The organism is Tsukamurella sputi, from assembly GCF_007858445.1.
GTDB classification, from domain to species: Bacteria; Actinomycetota; Actinomycetes; order Mycobacteriales; family Mycobacteriaceae; genus Tsukamurella; species Tsukamurella sputi.
The window spans coordinates 475630-493820 of the sequence record NZ_VIGV01000003.1 but is presented as its reverse complement, the minus strand read 5'-3'; the positions used below and the strand labels follow the sequence as shown (position 1 = coordinate 493820).

Below are 18191 nucleotides of genomic sequence, written 5' to 3'. Positions count from 1 at the left end.
TCCCTTCGATTCTGGTGTGTTGACGGAGTGGTTCGGATCGGTCGATCCGGTCAGAGCACCACGCGCACGTCGAGCGCGAGAGCGCCGTCGGCGGTGGCGAGAACGGGGTTGACCTCCAGTTCGGAGATCTCGGGGTGCGCGACCGCCACCTCGGAGACGGTCGCGATGAGGCGGGCCGCGGCGGCGACGTCCACGGCGGGCCGGCCGCGCACGCCGCGCAGCAGCGCCGCGCAGCGCAGGCTCTCGAGCAGTCCACGCGCGGTGTCGGCGTCCACAGGCGCGAGGGCGAACGCGGTGTCCCCGAGCACCTCGGTGAACACGCCGCCCAGGCCGACCATGAGGACGGGCCCGAAGCGCGGGTCGCGCTGGACCCCGACGATGAGCTCGACGCCGGCCTTCAGGTCGGCCATCGCCTCCACCACGTACGCGGGCGGCTGCAGGTCGCGATCCATCCGGTCGACGGCCGCGCGCACCGCCGCCGCGTCGGCGAGGCCCAGGGCGACGCCCCCGGAATCCGACTTGTGCAGCAGGCCCATGGCCTTCACCACCACCGGGTAGCCGATCTCGTCGGCGTTCGCGACGGCATCGTCGGCCCCGGTCACGAGCGCTGCGGCGGGGAAGCGCACCCCGGCCGCCGCGAGCAGTCGCCGGTCGTTCCAGTAGTCGGCGGTGGTGACCGGGGCCGCCGACTCGCTCGGCAGCCGCGGAACGTCCCGGCCCGCCGCAGCGGAGCCGACGACGGCGAGGGCGTCGGCACCGTCGTCGACGGCGCCGACGACGAGGATCCCGCTGGACCGCAGGACCTCCGCCGCGGGGCTGTCCGGGTGCATCGTGTGCACCACGACCGGCTTGCCCCGCTCCCGGATGATCCGGACCATCTCGTGCGCGGTGGCGACCTCCGCGGCGGCGAGCGCGCCGCCGTACATCCCGTACCCGCCGAAATAGCCGGTGGCCAGGACTGCGTCCACCGCGTCGTCACCGAGCATGGCGTCGAGGACGACCGCGAACGAGGTGATGTCCTGTTCCCCCGCGCCGGCCAGGTCGACCGGGTTGCTCACCGCCGCCGAGGGCGGCAGCACGGCTCGCAGCGAATCAGCGGTGGCGGAACCGAACTCGGGCACCTCGAGCCCCGCACGGGTGGCGACGTCGGAGCCGACGCCGGCGTGCCCGCCACCGTCGGCGAGGATGCCGACGGTCCGCACCGGGGTCCGCGAGCAGCTCATCAGCAGCGCGGCCGCGTCGGCGAGGGCGCGCGGGCTTCCCACCCGGACCACGCCGGCCGCGTCGCAGGCGGCCTGGACCACGGCGGCGGAGGACGTCATCGCCCCGGTGTGCGACCGGGCACCGCGGACCGATGCCTCACTGCCGCCGACGGTGAGCACGACCACGGGCTTGCCCGCCTCCGCGGCGGCTCGCGACGCCTCGACGAAGGCGCGTCCGTCGCCGAAGTCCTCGCAGTAGACGGCGATCAGATCCGTGCCGTCATGGTCGGCGCAGGCGCGGATCAGGTCGGCGAGCTCGATGTCGGCCTGGTTGCCCAGGGAGACGAACCGGGAGAAGCCGTGGCCGCGCGCGCTGAGCAGCTGCGCCGTCTCGAGGGCCATGTTGCCGCTCTGCGACAGCAGGGCGACCCGACCCGCGGGCAGCGCGTTGGACGCGAGGGTGAGCCCGGCCGTCGAGTCCGACACGCCCAGACAGTTGGGCCCGACGAGCACCGCACCGGCCTCGCGCACCCGCGCCACCACCCGCTCCTGCATCGCGCGTCCCTCGTCGCCGATCTCCGCGAATCCCGCGGTGACGCCGACGATCGCGCGCGCACCGGCGGCCAGCGCGTCCTCGACGGCGTCCTCGAAACCGGAGACCGGCACCGCGATCACCACGAGGTCGACCGGCTCGCCGGCGTCGCGGACGCTGCGCAGCGTCGCGCACCCGAGGACCTCCTCGCCACGACGGTTCACCAGGTGCACCGTGCGCCGACCGGCCATCTTGATCGCCTCGACGCCGATCCAGTTGCCGTACTTCGTCTCGTCGTTGCTCGCGCCCACGATCGCCACGGAGGCGGGGTCGAACAGCACACCCAGATCGCGGGCCACGATCGTGCTCATCGGATCTCCCCCGCCGTCGCGACGCCGGAGTCCTGGACGGCGGCCTCCACCGGAGGCGCCGGCGTACCCGCACCCCAGGCGTCCACGCCGCCGTCGACCGTGATCGTGGCACCGGTGATGTAGGAGGCGGCCGCGGTGGACAGGAACGAGACCACCTGCGAGACGTCCTCGGCGACGCCGAGCCGGCCCATCGGCACGGCGGCGGCCCAGCCGGCGCGGGCCTCTTCGGTGTAGTTCTCGACCATGCCGGGCGTCTCGATGGTGCCGGGCGCGATGCACAGCGTGCGGATGCCGTACCGGCTCCACTCCATCGACAGGCCCGACGCGAGGTTCTCGAGCGCGGCGCGGGCGCTGGCCGCGTGGACCACCGACGCGATGCCGCGACGAGGCGAGAAGCCCATGAAGAACACGACGCCCGACCGCTGCGGAATCATGGCGCGGTTCGCGACCGCGGACGTCACGGACCACGAGCCCTCGACCGCGAGGCGGTGCACCGCGCGCCAGCCCTTGACGCTGATGTCCTCGGCGGGAGCCGCGAACTGCCCGCCCGCGTTGTTGACCAGGATGTCGATCCGGCCGAAGACGGCGAGCGCGCGGGTCACCATATCGGCGACCTGCTCCTCCTCACGGATGTCCACCTCGACGGCGACCGCTCGGGCGCCGAGCGCCTCGATGTCGCGCACCGTCTGCGCAAGAGGCTCCGGCCGGCGCCCGGCGACGACCACGTCGGCGCCGCCGCGGGCGAGATCGAGCGCGATGGCCCGCCCGAGGCCCGTGCCGCCGCCCGTCACCAGGGCGACCTTCCCCCGGTGCACGTCGTCGCGCAGCACCCGGGCGCCGGGGCGCCCGAGCGGAGCGCGGTCCGCCTGATCCATATCGTCTCCCATCGGTCGGACTCGGCTGACTGCCGCGTCAGTTCGTATTGACTGCTGCATCAGTTATCCGTGATGGGGATCACGTTGTCAATCATCAAACGACTGGATCACTTCGAAAACCGCAGACGGTACTGCAAATTTCCCACTTCAATCCCGGTTACCGGCGGGTACGAGAATCTCCTGGAGCGGCTGTCCGCATCGCCCGTTTCAGCGGCAAATCTGACGCATGCGTCAGTCTGCTGGGTTGTCGACTGACGCGGCGGTATGCTCGGACACTATGACCGTCGAGACCACCATGGACGTGCGCCGCCGAGAGATCCTCGAGGCCGCGGCCACCCTCATCGCCGAACGCGGATTCCACTCCGTGCGGATCGCCGACATCGCGGAGATGGTGGGCAGCAGTACCGGGGCCGTCCACTACCACTTCCCCAGCAAGTCCGACGTGCTCGAGGCAGCACTGACGTACGCCGTCGACCGCGCCTTCGACCGGCAGAACGAGGCGGTGCGCCAGATCGACAGCGCGCACGAGCGGCTGCTCAAGCTCATCGACATGCAGCTGCCGCGCCTGGGCGCGCCGCGCCAGGAGTGGGCCATCTGGCTCCAGGTGTGGGCCGAATGCACCGTGCGCCCCGAGCTGCGGCCCGTGCACAACGTCTATTACCAGCGATGGCACGACGCGATCGCCAAGACCGTGGCGCGCGGCGTGCGGCAGGGGATCTACCGGGCGGATGTGGACCCGGAGCGCTTCGCGTACGAGCTGACGTCGATGACCGACGGCATGGCGATCCAGGTGATGGTGAACGTTCCGGGACTGTCGGTGTTGGCGATGCGCGAGGTGCTGGTCGAGTTCATCTCGCACAGCCTGCTGGTCCAGCGATGACGCCGCGGACGACCGTCACCGTCGAGCGGGCGAGGGCCCGGGTGGCTTCGTTCGACCGCGTCACGGCGGCGTCGGACACGGGCGCGCAGGGGCTGCGCCGGGCGGCGGTGTGCCTCGCGATCGTGGGCGACGGCGAGACGGGCACCGGCGTCCTGCTGACGATGCGCAGCGCCACGCTGCGCGGCAACCCGGCCCAGTACGCGCTCCCCGGCGGCAAGCTGGACCCCGGCGAGACGGTGGAGCAGGCGGCGCTGCGCGAACTCCACGAGGAACTCGGCCTGCGCCTGCCACCCGGAGCGGTACTAGGACTCCTGGACGACTTCGTCACCGTCTCCGGTTTCGTGATCACGCCGGTCGTCATGTGGGCCGGCGCGCCGGACCCCTTGGCCCCCAACCCGGACGAGGTCGACGAGGCCTACGTCGTAGGGCTCGACGAGGTGGACGCCGAGTGCCGGATCATCGACAGCGACGTCGGCCCCGTCTTCCAGTGGCCCTTCCGCGGCGACCACGTGCACGCGCCGACGGCGGCCATCCTGCATCAGTTCCGCGAGGTGGTTCTCCACGGGCGCACGACGCGGGTCGGCCACCTGGGGCAGCCGCGGTTCACCTGGACCTGACGGGCCGTCCACGCGGGCCCCGTCCCGGTTGCGGGCGACAGCTACCCGAGCGCGCGCAGGCGGGGCTCGAGATCGCGCTGGAAGTTGTCCAGGAACCGCCGCTGATCGTGGCCGGGGGCGTGGAAGACGAGGTGGTTGAGCCCCGCGTCCACGTACTGCTTGACCGCGGCGACCGCCTCGTCGGGATCCGACGAGACGATCCAGCGCTTGGCGACCTGCTCGATGGGCAGCTCGTCGGCGAGGCGCTCCATCTCCGCCGAGCTGTTCACCGAGTGCTTCTGCTCGGCGGTGAGCGAGAGCGGCGCCCAGAACCGGGTGTTCTCCAGCGCGAGCGCGGGGTCCGGGTCGTAGCTGATCTTGATCTCGATCATCTTGTCCAGCGCGCCGAAGTCGCGGCCGGCGATCTCCGAGCCCTCCTTCGCGGCGGGGATGAGCTTGTCGGTGTAGAGCTCCATGCCCTTGCCGGAGGTGCAGATCATGCCGTCGCCGGCGCGGCCCGCGTACTTGGCCACCACGGGGCCACCCGCCGCGATGTAGACCGGCACCGGCTTCTCCGGAATGTCGAACAGGACGGCGTCCTTGGTGTGGTAGTAGTCGCCCTCGAAGTTCGTGATCTCGCCGGACCACAGCTCGCGCATGAGCCGCACGGACTCGCGCAGCCGCGCGAACCGCTCCTTGAACTCGGGCCACTCGCCCTGGAATCCGGTGGCGTACTCGTTGAGCGCCTCACCGGTGCCGGCACCGAGGAAGATTCGGTCGGGGTACATGCAGGCCATGGTCGCGAAGGCCTGCGCGATCACCGCCGGGTTGTAGCGGAAGGTGGGCGTCATGACCGACGTGCCGATCTTCACCCGCTCGGTGCGCTCACCGACCGCCGCCATCCACGCCAGGGAGAACGGGGCGTGGCCACCGTTGACCCGCCACGGCTGGAAGTGGTCGCTCACCGCGACCGAATCCATCCCGGCGGCCTCCGCCGCCACCGCGATCTCGACCAACTCGCGCGGACCGAACTGCTCCGCCGATGCCTTGTACCCCAGCTGCAACTTCGCCATGTGACTCACACTACTGGGAGTCCGGCCGCGCAGCCTACGACGCCGGTGTCACCGCGGGATCGTCGGCACGTGAGGCCCCGTACTCGGTCTCGTAGACGCGGCCGTTCTGCGCCATCACGAGTCCGTAGGTGCTGACCACGACGGCGTCGGTCCGCGGGTCCTCCTTGTCGACGCCTCCGTAGACCTGCGAGGCCTGGGTGTCGTCGAAGGTCTCCCCGCGCTGGGCGCCGCGCACCAGCGCGTATGACCGGGCCGCGATCGCCTGTGCCTGCAGCGCGGCCACGCCGCCCTGATCGGCCCACCCCGGCGAATTCTCGACGGGGACCACGCTGCGCACGTAGTCCTCGATGCCCACGACGTTGAGCACGCCGCCGTCACGGGCGACGAGCTTCCCGCGGTACCTGGCGTTGTCGCTGCAGAAGCGCAGCACCTGATCGGCGGCGATACCCTGGTCGGCCGTGAGCGGGCTGATGGTGCGGTCGGGGACCTCGACGGTGCCGAGCACCTGTCCGCCGCAGCCCTGCCGGACGGTGGCGGTGGTCCCGTCGAAGCTGACGGCCTGCCCGGGCATGACCTGCTTGCCCGCGATGAGCGCACCCGCGGGTGCCAGGACGTCGACGCGGTTCCGCTCGCTGAGGCGGACGGTGACGGGCAGACCGGTGTGCACCGTGCCGAGCGTCGTGCCCGGGTAGTAGAACGCGAGGATCCGCTGCGCGTCCCACCCCTGCTTGGCGTAGCTGAGGGCGCCGAGCTGGCTCATACCGCGGCCGTGCCCGCCCGATGCACCCGGCGCGACGTCGCCCGGAGCGTCAACGAGGGAGGTCTCGGGAAGGGCTCCGGTCCCTGCGAGCACCCCGCTGATGGCCAGTACGGGCACCGCAGCGACGAGCGCGGCGCGCGTGACGCGACTGCGCCGCGACCGGCGGGGGCCGCCGTCGATCCACACGGGCATCCTCGGGTCTCCTTCAGTCGTCGGCCACGAGCCCGTGGGGCTGACGTGACTATTGTTACTATTGAGACTCAAGTAAAGATCGAGGGTTGTCAAGGGACCACGCTCGAAGACCCGCTTCGTCCGCTCCCGCGGTCGCTCCGCGCAGGCCGGTCAGCCGCGGTTTCGCGGCGAGCGAAAAGGGGTGGACATGAAGGTAACTTGAGGTCATAGCCTTGCATGCATGAGCATGGAATCGGTGGCGTGGAGCACGCTGTATCAGGGCAGTCGGTCGCTGGACGCACCGTCGAGAAGCCCGCGCGAGACGCTGCGCCGGATGGGCCCGTTCGCCCGTCCGCACCGGTGGCGCCTCACGGCCTTCCTCCTCCTGTCGGTGGTGTCCGCGCTCCTCGCCGTCGCGACGCCCCTGCTCGCGGGCAAGGTCGTCGACCGGATCGTGGGCGGAGGCCCGACGAGCACCGTCGTCGAGATCGCGATCCTCATCGCCGTCATCGCGATCGTCGGCGCGGGCGTGGACCTGCTCTCGCGCTGGTTCTCCTCGCGGATCGGCGAAGGGCTGATCTACCAGTTGCGCACCGCGGTCTTCGACCACGTGCAGACCATGCCGGTGGCCTTCTTCACCCGCACCCGCACGGGCGCGCTGGTGAGCCGCCTCAACAACGACGTGCTCGGCGCGCAGCGCGCCTTCTCCGACACCCTGGCCGGCGTCGTCACCAACGTCGTCACGCTGGCGCTCACGCTGGGCGTCATGCTCAGCATCTCGTGGCAGATCACGCTGCTCGCACTGGTGCTCCTGCCGGTCTTCATCATCCCGTCGCGCAGCATGGGCAGGAAAATCGCCGCGATGTCGCGGCGCGCGGCCCGGCACAACGCGTCGATGAGCGATCAGATGACCGAGCGCTTCTCCGCGCCCGGCGCCACCCTCGTCAAGCTCTACGGCCGTCCGGAGATCGAATCGCACGAGTTCGCCTGGCGCGCCGGAGCCGTCCGCGACATCGGCGTGCGCACCGCGATGGCGCGGATGACCTTCGTGACAATCCTGACTCTGGTCAGCTCGCTCGCACTGGCACTGGTGTACGGCCTCGGCGGCTTCTACGCGATCCGTGGCGACCTGCAGGCCGGCGCCGTCGTCGCGCTCGCCCTGCTGCTCACCCGGCTCTACGTACCTCTGACCGCGCTCGCCAACGCGCGCGTCGAGGTGATGACGGCACTGGTCTCGTTCGAGCGGGTCTTCGAGGTGCTGGACCTCGAACCGATGGTGCGCGACGCCCCCGATGCGATCGACGTCCCCAAGGGCCCGACGGAGCTGCGGTTCGACGGTGTCGACTTCGCGTACCCGTCGGCGGAGAAGGTCTCCCTGGCCTCACTCGAGGAGGTCGCGCAGCTCGACACCCGCGGCGGTGAGACGGTGCTGCACGACATCGGCTTCACCGCGGCGCCCGGTTCCATGGTCGCGCTCGTGGGCAGCTCCGGCGCCGGCAAGTCGACGATCGCGCAGCTCGCGACCCGCCTCTACGATCCCGACGCGGGCGCGATCACGCTGAACGGCGTCGACCTGCGCGACATCACGGCGCGGAGCCTGCACAGCACCGTCGGCCTCGTGACGCAGGACGGGCACCTCTTCCACGACAGCATCCGCGCGAACCTGTTGCTCGCGAACCCGGACGCGACCGAGGACGAGGTGCAGGACGCGCTGCGCCGCGCCCGCCTCGAGGACCTGGTCGCGCACCTGCCGGACGGCCTGGACACCGTCGTGGGCGAGCGCGGCTACCGCCTCTCGGGCGGCGAGCGCCAGCGCCTGACCATCGCGCGGCTGCTCCTCGCGCAACCCTCGGTAGTCATCCTCGACGAGGCCACGGCCCACTTGGATTCGACGTCCGAGGCGGCCGTACAGGCCGCACTCGGCGAGGCGCTCGCGGACCGCACGTCACTGGTGATCGCGCACCGGCTCTCCACGATCCGCGCGGCGGATCAGATCCTCGTCCTGGAGGCGGGGCGCATCGTCGAACGGGGCACGCACGAGGCCCTGCTCGCGCAGGGCGGGCGGTACGCCGAGCTGTACCGCACGCAGTTCGCCGATCAGGCGGCATAGGCGTCAGCCCTGGGCGACGCAGAACTCGTTGCCCTCGGGGTCCTGCAGCACCGTCCACTGGACGCCCCACTCGTCGTGCTCGCGCACCGTCGTGGCACCGAGCCCGACGAGGCGGGCGACCTCCGCCGCGCGGTCGTCGGCGTGCAGGTCCAGGTGCATCCGGTTCTTCACCGTCTTGCCCTCGGGCACGGCGAGGAACATCATTCGAGGCAGCGCGGGGTTCTGATACCCGACGGTGCGCATGAAGGCGTTGCCGTCGTTCTCGTCGACGGGCACGCCGAGCGCTCGCGACCAGAACTCGGCCTGGCCGGCGACATCGGCGCAGTCCAGGTTGATCATCTGCAGCGTGAGGGTCATGTCAGTTCTCCTTCGTCGGGGCGGCCTCGACGGGCCACCAGATCTCGGTGCGCAGGTCCGCGGGGGTCGCGGCCGCGCAGGGGTCCACGAGATAGCGCTCGATGATCGACCCGCGCGCATCGGTGGCGTTCCGCGCGACCCACGCGCCGAGCTGCCCGTAGGTCTCGTCGAACCGCTCGTACGAGCCGTGGTGCACGGCGACGGCGCACCGAGCACGGCCCAGCCGCCTGTTGCGCACGCGCCCCGTCATCGCGCCGGGGCCGGAGACGGGGATCAGTGCGGCGACCCGCTCGACCTCGGCGACCTGTGACGGGTATTCGGCGAGCGAGGGGCCCGTCACCGTCAGGCCCGCGGCCGCGGCGCACCCCTCGAGCTCGGTGTACGCGGCATTGAGGAATTCGGGGAGGCGGACGTGCTCGACGTCCGACGCGATCTCGAGCACGTCGATCGCATCGAACTCGCGCAGATGGATCGGGGTGTTCGCGACGGGAGCCGTCGCGTCCTGCAGCGCGACGATGGCGCGCTCCAGCCCGGCCCGTCGCTCGCGCAGCACGGCCTCGTGCTCCGCGAGGATCCTCTGGGTCACGTCGGGGTCGCGCGCCTCGAGCACCCGCGCCACGGCGGCCAGCGGCAGGTCCAGGTCGCGCAGCCGGGTCAGCACCGCGGCGTCGTGCACCTGGGCCGGATCGTAGTGCCGGTAGCCCGTCGCGGGGTCGATCGCGGCGGGCACGAGGACGCCCTGCTCGTGGTAGCGGCGCAGCTGTTTGACGGAGAGCAGCGTTGCGCGGGAGAACATCCCGATCGACATGAGGCTCGGTGCGGTCACGGATCGAGTATGGGGTCTCCCCCCGAGGGGAGGGTCAAGTCGGGCCGGGCGGGCTACCGTCGGTCCATGACCGTCTCCGCGCCCACCGCCACCGATCTCCCCCACCTGCGCCGCTGCGTCGAGCTGGCCCGCACCGCCCTCGACGACGGCGACGAGCCCTTCGGCTCCCTGCTCGTCCACGAAGGGAAGGTCGTCTTCGAGGACCGCAACCGAGTGTCCGGCGGCGACGCGACGCGACACCCCGAGTTCGAGATCGCCCGCTGGGCAGCGGAACACCTGACGCCCGCGGAGCGTGCTGCGGCGGTGACCTACACGTCGGGCGAGCACTGCGCGATGTGCAGCGCGGCGCACGCCTGGGTCGGGCTGGGCCGCATCGTCTACGCGGGCAGCACCGAGCAGCTGGTCGCCTGGCACCGGGAGTGGGGCGTCGCGCCGGCACCGGTGGCGCCGCTGCCGATCCACGCCGTCGCGCCGACGGTGCCCGTCTCCGGCCCGGAGCCGTCGCTCGCCGACGAGATCCGTGTCCTACACGCACGGGCGGCCGGGATAGCCCCGTGAGGCGAGCCGCCCTCGTCGGCATGGCGCTGCTCCTCGCGGGTTGCTCGGTCGAGCAACTGCCATCCACCCCGGCCGCCGGCGGGGCACCGTCGAGTTCGGCGGTCCCGGCATCGTCGTCGACGGTGCGCCCAGTCCCGACCCCGGAGGCCACCCGTGCGCTGGTGCGCGCCGTGACCGCGGGCGATCTCGCCGCGGCCGCGAGGGCCATCGCCGACGGTGCCGACCTCGAGGTCCGCGTCACGCGGGGCCGCACGGCGGTCGTGGCGGCGACGAAGGCGGGGCACACGCAGATCGCACTCGCCCTGCTCGACGCCGGCGCGGACCCGAATACGAAGGACGACATCCAGGACTCGACGTACCTCTACGCGGGCGCCGAGGGGATGACCGAGATCCTCGCCTCGACGCTGCGGCACGGCGCCGACGTACGCAGCCTCAACCGCTACCGCGGGACGGCGCTGATCCCCGCGTGCGAACACGGGCACGTGGAGAACGTGAAGCTACTGATCGCGGCCGGTGTCGACGTCGACCACGTGAACAATTCGGGGTGGACCTGCCTGCTGGAGGCCGTGATCCTCGGCAACGGCGATGCGAACCACGTCGAGACGGTCCGCCTCGTCCTCGACGCCGGCGCACGCCCCGGTCTCGCGGACCGCGACGGCGTCACCGCGCGACAGCACGCCGTCGCCCGCGGGCAGGACGCCGTAGTCGCGGAGATCGACAGAGCGAGGTAGTCCGCGCGGAAACGCCACGGCGTCCCGACTGCGAGCACGCGCGTCAGCCGCGCGGCCTCCTTACCAGCACCACCGCGAGGCCGAGCCCGAGCACCAGCCCGAGCGCGACGACCGTCGGCATCGCCCAATACGACTGCCGCGCGACCCGAAGCCAGGAGTGGGGCGGTCCGGGAAGGAAGTGCTCCTCCGCGCCCGGGCCCGGCGGGGTGCCGGTGACGTCGGGCGCGTCGGCGCGGCTGAACACCGCGTTCGCGCAGATCGGGTGCACCCACCGCGGGCCGCCGGGCCTCACCACCACGCGGACCTCCTGGCCGTCCGCGTAGTCGTCACCGCACGACGAATAGCGACCGGATTCGGCCCGAATCACGGTCACCCGCTCGGGTGTCGCACCGAACATCGAGGTCACGCGAACCTGAAGATCGACCTCGCGATCACCGACGAGTTGCTTTTCGACCACGCCGTGGATGACGACGAGGTCCTTCGGGACCGCCAGCGATGCACAGGAGCACGCCGACGCGACACCGTTCGAGCCCGGTGCCACGACACCGATCCCGAGAACAACGGACAGCGCGGTGAGGATCGCAGCGAGCCCTCGGACCGTCCATCGCCCAACCATGCGTTGACTTTACGATACGCAATAGCCGGTGTGTGATGTTTCGAGACGTCAGGCCGCTTCGCTGCGCGGCGCCTCCGCCTCGGTGAGGTGCTCGGAGAGGAAGGCGACGGCCGTCTTGTACGCGGCCCACGACTCGGGGGTCAGCCCGGCGCTGACGACGAAGGCGTGTACCTGACCGTCGTAGATGTGCACCTCGTTCTCGATCCCGGCCCGGTCGAGCGACGCGTGCAGCTCCATCGAGTCCAGTTCGAGAGCCTCGCGGCTGGCCGCGAACAGAATGCTCGGCGGGAAGTAGCGCGCCGTCTCGTCGGTGGTCATGTCCTCCGGACCGCGCAGCGCCTCGGGACCGCGCCCCAGCACGGTGCGGAGACGGCGGATCTTGCCGAGCGGCAGCATCGCGTCGTGCCGCGACGAACGGGGCAGCTCCGCGCTGATGTCGAGGAACGGTGAGAATCCGGCGAACGCGGCGGGCCCCTGGATACCGGCCTCGGCCGCGTACTCGATCACCTTGGCGCACACGAAACCGCCCGCGGAGTCACCGGCCACGAGGATCCGGTCGAAGTCACCCGAGTCGAGCAGTTCGCGGTACGCCGCGAATCCGTCGGCGACGGACGTGCCGACGCCACCGTCCGGATACTGGCGGTACTCCACGTTGTAGACCGGCACGCGCAGCCCCCGGGCCAGCAGCACCGCGATCCGGCGATGCGTGTCCAGGTTGCAGCCGATGAAGGCGCCTCCGTGGTAGTAGACGAGGGCCGCGCGAGGATGCGGATCCGCGTCACCGTCGGGCACGATGCGCTCCGTGGGCACGCCGCCCAGGGTGATCTTCTCGATCCGCACGCCGCGCACGGACTGCGGCACCCGGCTCAGGTAGGGCTCCGCGGCACGCAGCAGGGGCAGGGTGCGATCACTCATGGGGAAGACGCGGAACAGCGTCTTCATGACGATGCGAACGAACCACAGCACGATCAGGGCACGCACACTGCGGCCACGATGGGCGATGACGGCCATGTCGAGCACTCCTTGTTACTGGCCAGTAATCTATGCTTCCAGCTTAGCTCCGCCGGTCGGTTCGGCGGCATTCCTGTGACCTGACACAATCAACGCGAAGTTCTGTGTTCTCTGTCGTGCCCGTCTGCATAACCGGAGGAAGTCGGCCACCGTGGTCCCGAACGCGATCCCCCCGCAGTACCTGTTGTCCGGCTCGGCCCCCGAGCCGCGGACCCTGATCGACATCCTCCGGGCGAGCGTCGACGCCTACCCCGAGGTGCCCGCCATCGACGACGGCGACGTCGTCCTCACCTACTCCGAGCTGTGGGAGGAAGTGCTCGAGGGCGCCGACTTCCTCGGCCGCAGCGGTGTGCAGGCCGGTGATCGCGTCGGCATCCGCATGCCGTCCGGCCACCGCTCGCTGTACGTCGCGATCCTCTCGACGCTCGCGGCGGGCGCCGCGTACGTCCCCGTCGACGCCGACGATCCGCAGGAACGCGCCGATCTGGTGTTCGGCGAGGCGCACGCCGCCGCGATCTTCACGGGTGACGGACTGTGGCGCGCACCGTCGACCAAGGAGCGGGCGGCCGCCATCGAGGCGGGCACCGTCGAGCCCGGGAACCGCCTGCCCGTGCCCTACGACGACTCCTGGATCATCTTCACCTCGGGCTCGACCGGCACGCCCAAGGGCGTCGCCGTCACCCACCGCAACTCCGCGGCCTTCGTCGACGCCGAGGCGCGCCTGTTCCTGCAGGCCGAGCCACTGCGCCCCGGCGACCGCGTGCTCGCCGGACTGTCCGTCGCCTTCGACGCCTCGTGCGAGGAGATGTGGCTGGCCTGGCGCCACGGCGCCTGCCTCGTGCCCGCCCCGCGCTCACTCGTCCGGTCCGGCATGGACCTCGGTCCCTGGCTGGTGTCCCGCGATATCTCCGTGGTGTCGACGGTGCCGACCCTGGCCGCCATGTGGCCCGCCGAGGCCCTGGAGGCCGTCCGCCTGCTCATCTTCGGCGGCGAGGCCTGCCCGCCCGAGCTGGCGCAGCGGCTCGCCGTCGACGGCCGCGAGGTGTGGAACACCTACGGCCCGACCGAGGCCACCGTCGTGGCCTGCGCGGCGCCCCTCGACGGCAAGGGACCCGTCCGGATCGGCCTGCCGCTGGAGGGCTGGGACCTCGCGGTCGTGGACCCCACGACGTCACTGCCCGTGGCGGAGGGACAGTCCGGCGAGCTGGTGATCGGCGGCGTGGGCCTGGCCCGCTATCTCGATCCGGCCAAGGACGCCGAGAAGTACGCGCCGATGGAGACCCTCGGCTGGGAGCGCGCGTACCGCTCGGGCGACCTGGTGCGTCTCGAGCCCGAGGGCCTGCTCTTCGAGGGCCGCGCCGACGACCAGGTGAAGGTCGGCGGCCGGCGGATCGAGCTCGGCGAGGTCGACAACGCGCTGCAGAACCTGCCGGGCGTCTCCGGCGCCGCGGCCGCCGTGCGGAAGAACTCCGCGGGCACGTCGATGCTGGTCGGGTACCTCGCCTCGACGGACCCCGATTTCGACCTGAAGGCAGCCCGCGAGCTGCTCGCCAAGGAGCTCCCGGCCGCGCTGGTCCCCCGGCTCGCGCTGATGGACGAGCTGCCCACCCGCACCTCGGGCAAGGTCGACCGCAACGCTCTCCCGTGGCCGCTGCCCGGCTCCGAGGACACGGACACCGGCGACCTCGACGGCACCGCCGCGTGGGTCGCGGAGCGCTGGTCCGGCATCCTCGGGGCGTCGATCACCAGTGAGGACGCGGACTTCTTCGCCGAGGGCGGCGGCTCGCTCAGCGCGGCGCAGCTGGTCACGGCGCTGCGCGAGCAGTACCCGTCGGTCACCGTCGCGGATCTCTACGACCACCCCCGCCTGGGGTCGCTCGCCGCGTACCTGGACTCGCTGCGGCCGGCGGAGGTCGCCGAACCGCGCGAGGTGCGGCCCACCCCGCGGTCGACGGGCGTCGCCCAGATCCTGCTGTCGGTCCCGCTCACCACGCTGACGGGCCTGCAGTGGCTCACGTGGATGGCGATCGCCAACAACGTCTTCGCCTGGGCCACCGGCTCCGACCTGCTGCCCACGCTCGACTGGTGGGTCGTGCTCGCGCTGTTCCTCGTCTTCATCACCCCGATCGGCCGGATGGCGCTGTCGGTGATCGCCTGCCGCCTGTTGCTCGGCGGGCTGAAGCCCGGCGTCTACCGCCGCGGCGGCCCCGAACACCTGCGGCTGTGGATCGCCGAGCGGTTCACCGCGGCGTCCGGCGCCGAGAACCTCTCCGGCGCACCGTGGATGATCTACTACGCCCGCGCACTCGGTGCGACGATCGGCAAGGGCGTCGACCTGCACGCCCTCCCGCCGGTCACGGGCATGCTCGAGCTGGGCGATCACGCCTCCGTCGAGCCCGAGGTCGACCTGGCCGGCCACTACCTCGACGGCGACGAACTGCACATCGGCGAGATCAGCATCGGCGAGGAGGCGTCCGTCGGCGCCCGCTCGACGCTGCTCCCGGGCGCGAAGATCGGTAAGCGCGCCGAGATCGGACCGGGTTCCGCCGTCTTCGGCAAGGTCAAGGCCAAGCAGCACTGGGCGGGCTCGCCCGCGGAGAAGATCGGCAAGGCCGAGCACCCGTGGCCGGCCGAGCACCCGCCGCGCAAGCCCTTCTGGGTGTGGGTCTACGGCCTGAGCTCGGTGCTCCTCGCGGGCCTGCCGATGGTCGCGATCGGTGCGGGCCTCGCACTGATCGGCTGGTTCGTGCGCGACGACGCGTACCTCAAGGAGGCCGCGCTGCACGCGCTGGCGATCCTGCCGATCGCCGTCATCGTCTCGCTGGCGGTCTACGCCCTCCTGACGCTGCTCGCGGTGCGGCTGCTCTCGGTCGGGCTGAAGCCGGGGTACCACGCGGTGCGCAGCCGCGTCGGCTGGCAGGTGTGGGCCACCGAGCGCCTCATGGACGCCGCCCGCACCTTCCTGTTCCCGCTGTACGCCTCGCTGCTGACCCCGATCTGGTTCCGCATGCTGGGCACCAAGGTGGGCAAGGACGCCGAAATCTCGACCGCGATGGTCATCCCCAAGTTCACGACCATCGGCGACGGCTCCTTCCTCGCCGACGACACCATGGTCGGCAGTTACGAGCTCGGCGGCGGCTGGATGCGCATCGACGAGGCCAAGATCGGCAAGCGCGCCTTCCTCGGCAACTCGGGGATGACGGGGCCCGGCCGTCGCGTCCCCAAGGACGGACTCGTCGCCGTGCTGAGCGCCACCCCGTCGAAGGCGAAGAGCGGCAGCTCCTGGCTCGGCTCTCCCCCGGTCCGCCTGCGCCGCACCGCGGGCAACACGGATTCGACCTTCACGTACAACCCGTCGCTCGGCCTGCGCATGGCGCGCGGCACCGTCGAGACGGCGCGCCTGCTCGCGGTCTTCGTCAGCTTCGGCCTGGGCCTCGCGACGCTGGTCGCGCTGAACTACTTCGCGATCAACGTCGGCTGGTGGCTCGCGGCGCTGCTCTCGAGCGTGACACTGCTCGTCGCGGGAGCGATCGCCTGCTGCGTCGCGGCTGCGGCGAAGTGGCTGGTGGTCGGCCGGATCGGCCGCGAGGAGCACCCACTGTGGTCCTCGTTCGTGTGGCGCAACGAGCTCTCGGACGCCTTCGTCGAGTGCGTCGCCGCACCGTGGTTCGCGCACGCCGCCACCGGCACGCCGATTCTCAACCTGTGGCTGCGGATGCTCGGCGCGAAGATCGGCCGGGGCGTCTGGTGCGAGACCTACTGGCTGCCGGAGGCCGACCTCGTGACCCTCGGCGACGCCGCGACCGTCTCCCGCGGCTGCGTCGTGCAGACGCACCTCTTCCACGACCGGATCATGGCGATGGACACCGTCGTGCTCGGCAAGGGCGCCACGCTGGGCCCGCACTGCGTCGCGCTTCCCGCGTCATCCGTCGGCGACGGTGCCACCGTCGGCCCGGCATCGCTCGTCATGCGCGGCGACTCGGTGCCCGCCAACACCAAGTGGCAGGGCAACCCGATCTCGCCGTGGGTCTTCAACCAGGGCAAGCGCAAGCGCGATTAGCCCGACGGTCCGCCGTCGCGGGTCGATCCCGCCCCTCAGCAATCTCCGCTCACCCCGCGCATCCACGGGGAGCGGAGATTTCTGCTGTTGGCGAGATTCCAGCCCCATCGCCAGCCCGGCACCGGACAACTTGAACCAGTCGATTGACACAAGAGCCATCATCGCCGTAATCTTGTGCCAGTTTACTGACACAAGGGGGAGCAATGATCATCGGAATCCTGACCATCGCGGCACTCGTGTGGGTCATCAGAGGGACCGGCACAGAGGAAGCGCTCGGCGAATCGCCGAGCTACACCGAATACCGTCGCGTTCTACGCCGACGACTCGTCGTCGCGTTCGGGGTATCGACGGCGGCTCTCCTGGTCCTCATTGCAGCAATCTTCATCTCGACGTTCGTCCATCCTTCGACGGCCGAGAACGTCCTGCCCCGTCCGATCCAACAGCTGATCGGCCTCGCGTGGGTTCCCGGGCTCTTCCTCTTTCCGTTGCTCGCCCTGCTGGTCACCGAGCGGACGACTCGGCCGGACGGACCACGAATTGCGACACTCACGCCGCATGGTCCGTTCGACATCGTCCCGCGCTGGATGACGTGGACGCTGATCGCCTTCACCGCCGCGACCGCCATCAGCCCGGTGACGCTTCTCATCGCCGAGGGAAGCGACGACTCTTTCAGCCTGTGGTCCGACTACGCCGGCTTCGTCCTGGCTCTGATCGTCACAGCGTTGGTCATCGTCGCCGCGGCACGCCGGCCGGACATCGATCCTTTGACCGGCACAGATGGCTGGTCCCGGCGAGGAACCGCGATCCGCGCGCTCTGCCTGCTGTTCGTCGCCGAAGCGGTGGTCCTGACTGATGCCGTCAGCACTGTCCGAAACTCCCTGGGGCATCCTCTTGTCGCCGACGGCACGGGCCTGCTGCTCTTCGCGCTGACGGCCGGAGCTCTCTCGATCTTCGCGCGACCTCATCTCGCTGCGCCGGCTTCGGAGCGCGGCTTCCCGACCGCCGACCACCGTGCCGCCCGACCGTGACGGCCCCCCGCATCGGTATCGACGAGGCCGACCCCACCCCCGCGTTCGAGCAACTCCGTCGACAGATCACGGGTCACATCGCATCGGGCGCACTCCCGGTCGGGGCGAAGCTCCCACCCTTGCGGCAGCTGGCCCGCGACCTCGGTATCGCCGTCGGGACCGCAGCACACGCCTACCGCGAATTGGAGGCGACCGGCCTCATCGAGAGCCGGCGAGGTGGCGGCACCCGGGTGATCGCTCTACCGCCCGCCGAGGAGACCCCCGCGTACGACGCCGAATCCCTCCGCGAGGCGGCGACGCGCTACATCGAGGCGTCCCTCGCGATCGGCGCTCCGCCGCAGGCCGCCCTCGACGCCGTCGTCGCCGCCCTCCGCGCAGGGAAGTGATATCCGCGCCACTAGTGTGGTCACGGACACCCCCGACGAAAGGTCCCC

The 18191-nt window shown here is 71.1% G+C and carries 16 protein-coding genes; 8 read left to right on the top strand and 8 right to left on the bottom strand.

Going from position 1 to position 18191, the window contains the following annotated elements; all coding sequences use genetic code 11:
- Positions 1–50 precede the first annotated feature (50 nt).
- Entirely contained in the window at positions 51–2105 is a 2055-nt protein-coding gene (locus tag FK268_RS11870) for an acetate--CoA ligase family protein (RefSeq protein ID WP_146434196.1), read from the bottom strand.
- Positions 2102–2980, bottom strand: a complete 879-nt coding sequence (locus FK268_RS11865) for an SDR family oxidoreductase (RefSeq protein ID WP_193560274.1) — start codon at positions 2978–2980, stop codon at positions 2102–2104. The genes FK268_RS11870 and FK268_RS11865 overlap by 4 nt, the downstream gene beginning before the upstream one ends.
- Positions 2981–3257: 277 nt before the next feature.
- Between FK268_RS11865 and FK268_RS11860 the strand changes: the two genes are divergently transcribed.
- Together FK268_RS11860 and FK268_RS11855 are read left to right on the top strand one after the other, a co-directional pair.
- Complete coding sequence (locus tag FK268_RS11860; RefSeq protein ID WP_146434194.1) at positions 3258–3860, top strand: TetR/AcrR family transcriptional regulator; 603 nt, start codon at positions 3258–3260, stop codon at positions 3858–3860.
- On the top strand, positions 3857–4477 hold the full coding sequence (locus tag FK268_RS11855) for an NUDIX hydrolase (RefSeq protein WP_146434192.1): 621 nt from the start codon (positions 3857–3859) through the stop codon (positions 4475–4477). Before FK268_RS11860 ends, FK268_RS11855 begins: the two co-directional genes overlap by 4 nt.
- A 41-nt stretch (positions 4478–4518) precedes the next feature.
- On the opposite strand, the gene fgd is transcribed toward FK268_RS11855, so the two are convergent.
- Both fgd and FK268_RS11845 read right to left on the bottom strand, forming a co-directional pair.
- Positions 4519–5529 (bottom strand): glucose-6-phosphate dehydrogenase (coenzyme-F420), encoded by a 1011-nt coding sequence (gene fgd, locus FK268_RS11850; RefSeq protein ID WP_146434191.1) that lies wholly within the window; start codon positions 5527–5529, stop codon positions 4519–4521.
- 34 nt (positions 5530–5563) lie between these two features.
- Positions 5564–6481, bottom strand: coding sequence for a SpoIID/LytB domain-containing protein (locus FK268_RS11845; protein WP_146434189.1), 918 nt, complete (start codon positions 6479–6481; stop codon positions 5564–5566).
- Between the two features lie 220 nt (positions 6482–6701).
- On the opposite strand from FK268_RS11845, the gene FK268_RS11840 reads away from it, so the two are divergent.
- Entirely contained in the window at positions 6702–8570 is a 1869-nt protein-coding gene (locus FK268_RS11840; protein ID WP_146434187.1) for an ABC transporter ATP-binding protein, read from the top strand.
- 3 nt (positions 8571–8573) lie between these two features.
- Here FK268_RS11840 and FK268_RS11835 read toward each other — a convergent pair whose 3' ends face one another.
- A complete protein-coding gene (locus tag FK268_RS11835) occupies positions 8574–8927 on the bottom strand; it encodes a VOC family protein (protein ID WP_146434185.1) in 354 nt (117 codons plus the stop codon).
- A gap of 1 nt (position 8928) precedes the next feature.
- On the bottom strand, positions 8929–9753 hold the full coding sequence (locus tag FK268_RS11830; RefSeq protein ID WP_146434183.1) for a MerR family transcriptional regulator: 825 nt from the start codon (positions 9751–9753) through the stop codon (positions 8929–8931).
- Between the two features lie 66 nt (positions 9754–9819).
- Here FK268_RS11830 and FK268_RS11825 point away from each other — a divergent pair, with 66 nt between their 5' ends.
- A complete protein-coding gene (locus tag FK268_RS11825) occupies positions 9820–10311 on the top strand; it encodes a nucleoside deaminase (protein ID WP_146434181.1) in 492 nt (163 codons plus the stop codon).
- The gene (locus FK268_RS11820; RefSeq protein ID WP_231707043.1) at positions 10308–11042 is read left to right on the top strand and encodes an ankyrin repeat domain-containing protein; all 735 of its coding nucleotides are present in this window, start codon (positions 10308–10310) and stop codon (positions 11040–11042) included. The genes FK268_RS11825 and FK268_RS11820 overlap by 4 nt, the downstream gene beginning before the upstream one ends.
- Positions 11043–11085: 43 nt before the next feature.
- Here FK268_RS11820 and FK268_RS11815 read toward each other — a convergent pair whose 3' ends face one another.
- Positions 11086–11658, bottom strand: a complete 573-nt coding sequence (locus tag FK268_RS11815; protein ID WP_146434179.1) for a hypothetical protein — start codon at positions 11656–11658, stop codon at positions 11086–11088.
- A gap of 48 nt (positions 11659–11706) precedes the next feature.
- The gene (locus tag FK268_RS11810; RefSeq protein ID WP_146434177.1) at positions 11707–12669 is read right to left on the bottom strand and encodes an alpha/beta hydrolase; all 963 of its coding nucleotides are present in this window, start codon (positions 12667–12669) and stop codon (positions 11707–11709) included.
- 151 nt (positions 12670–12820) lie between these two features.
- Between FK268_RS11810 and FK268_RS11805 the strand changes: the two genes are divergently transcribed.
- The 3 genes from FK268_RS11805 (at position 12821) to FK268_RS11795 (ending at position 18143) form a co-directional block, all read left to right on the top strand.
- Positions 12821–16729 carry a Pls/PosA family non-ribosomal peptide synthetase gene (locus FK268_RS11805; RefSeq protein WP_193560273.1) on the top strand — a complete coding sequence of 1303 codons (3909 nt, stop codon included), beginning with the start codon at positions 12821–12823 and terminating at the stop codon, positions 16727–16729.
- A 203-nt stretch (positions 16730–16932) separates the two neighbouring features.
- Entirely contained in the window at positions 16933–17757 is an 825-nt protein-coding gene (locus FK268_RS11800; RefSeq protein WP_146434173.1) for a hypothetical protein, read from the top strand.
- Positions 17754–18143, top strand: coding sequence for a GntR family transcriptional regulator (locus tag FK268_RS11795; RefSeq protein ID WP_146434171.1), 390 nt, complete (start codon positions 17754–17756; stop codon positions 18141–18143). Before FK268_RS11800 ends, FK268_RS11795 begins: the two co-directional genes overlap by 4 nt.
- Positions 18144–18191: the final 48 nt, after the last annotated feature.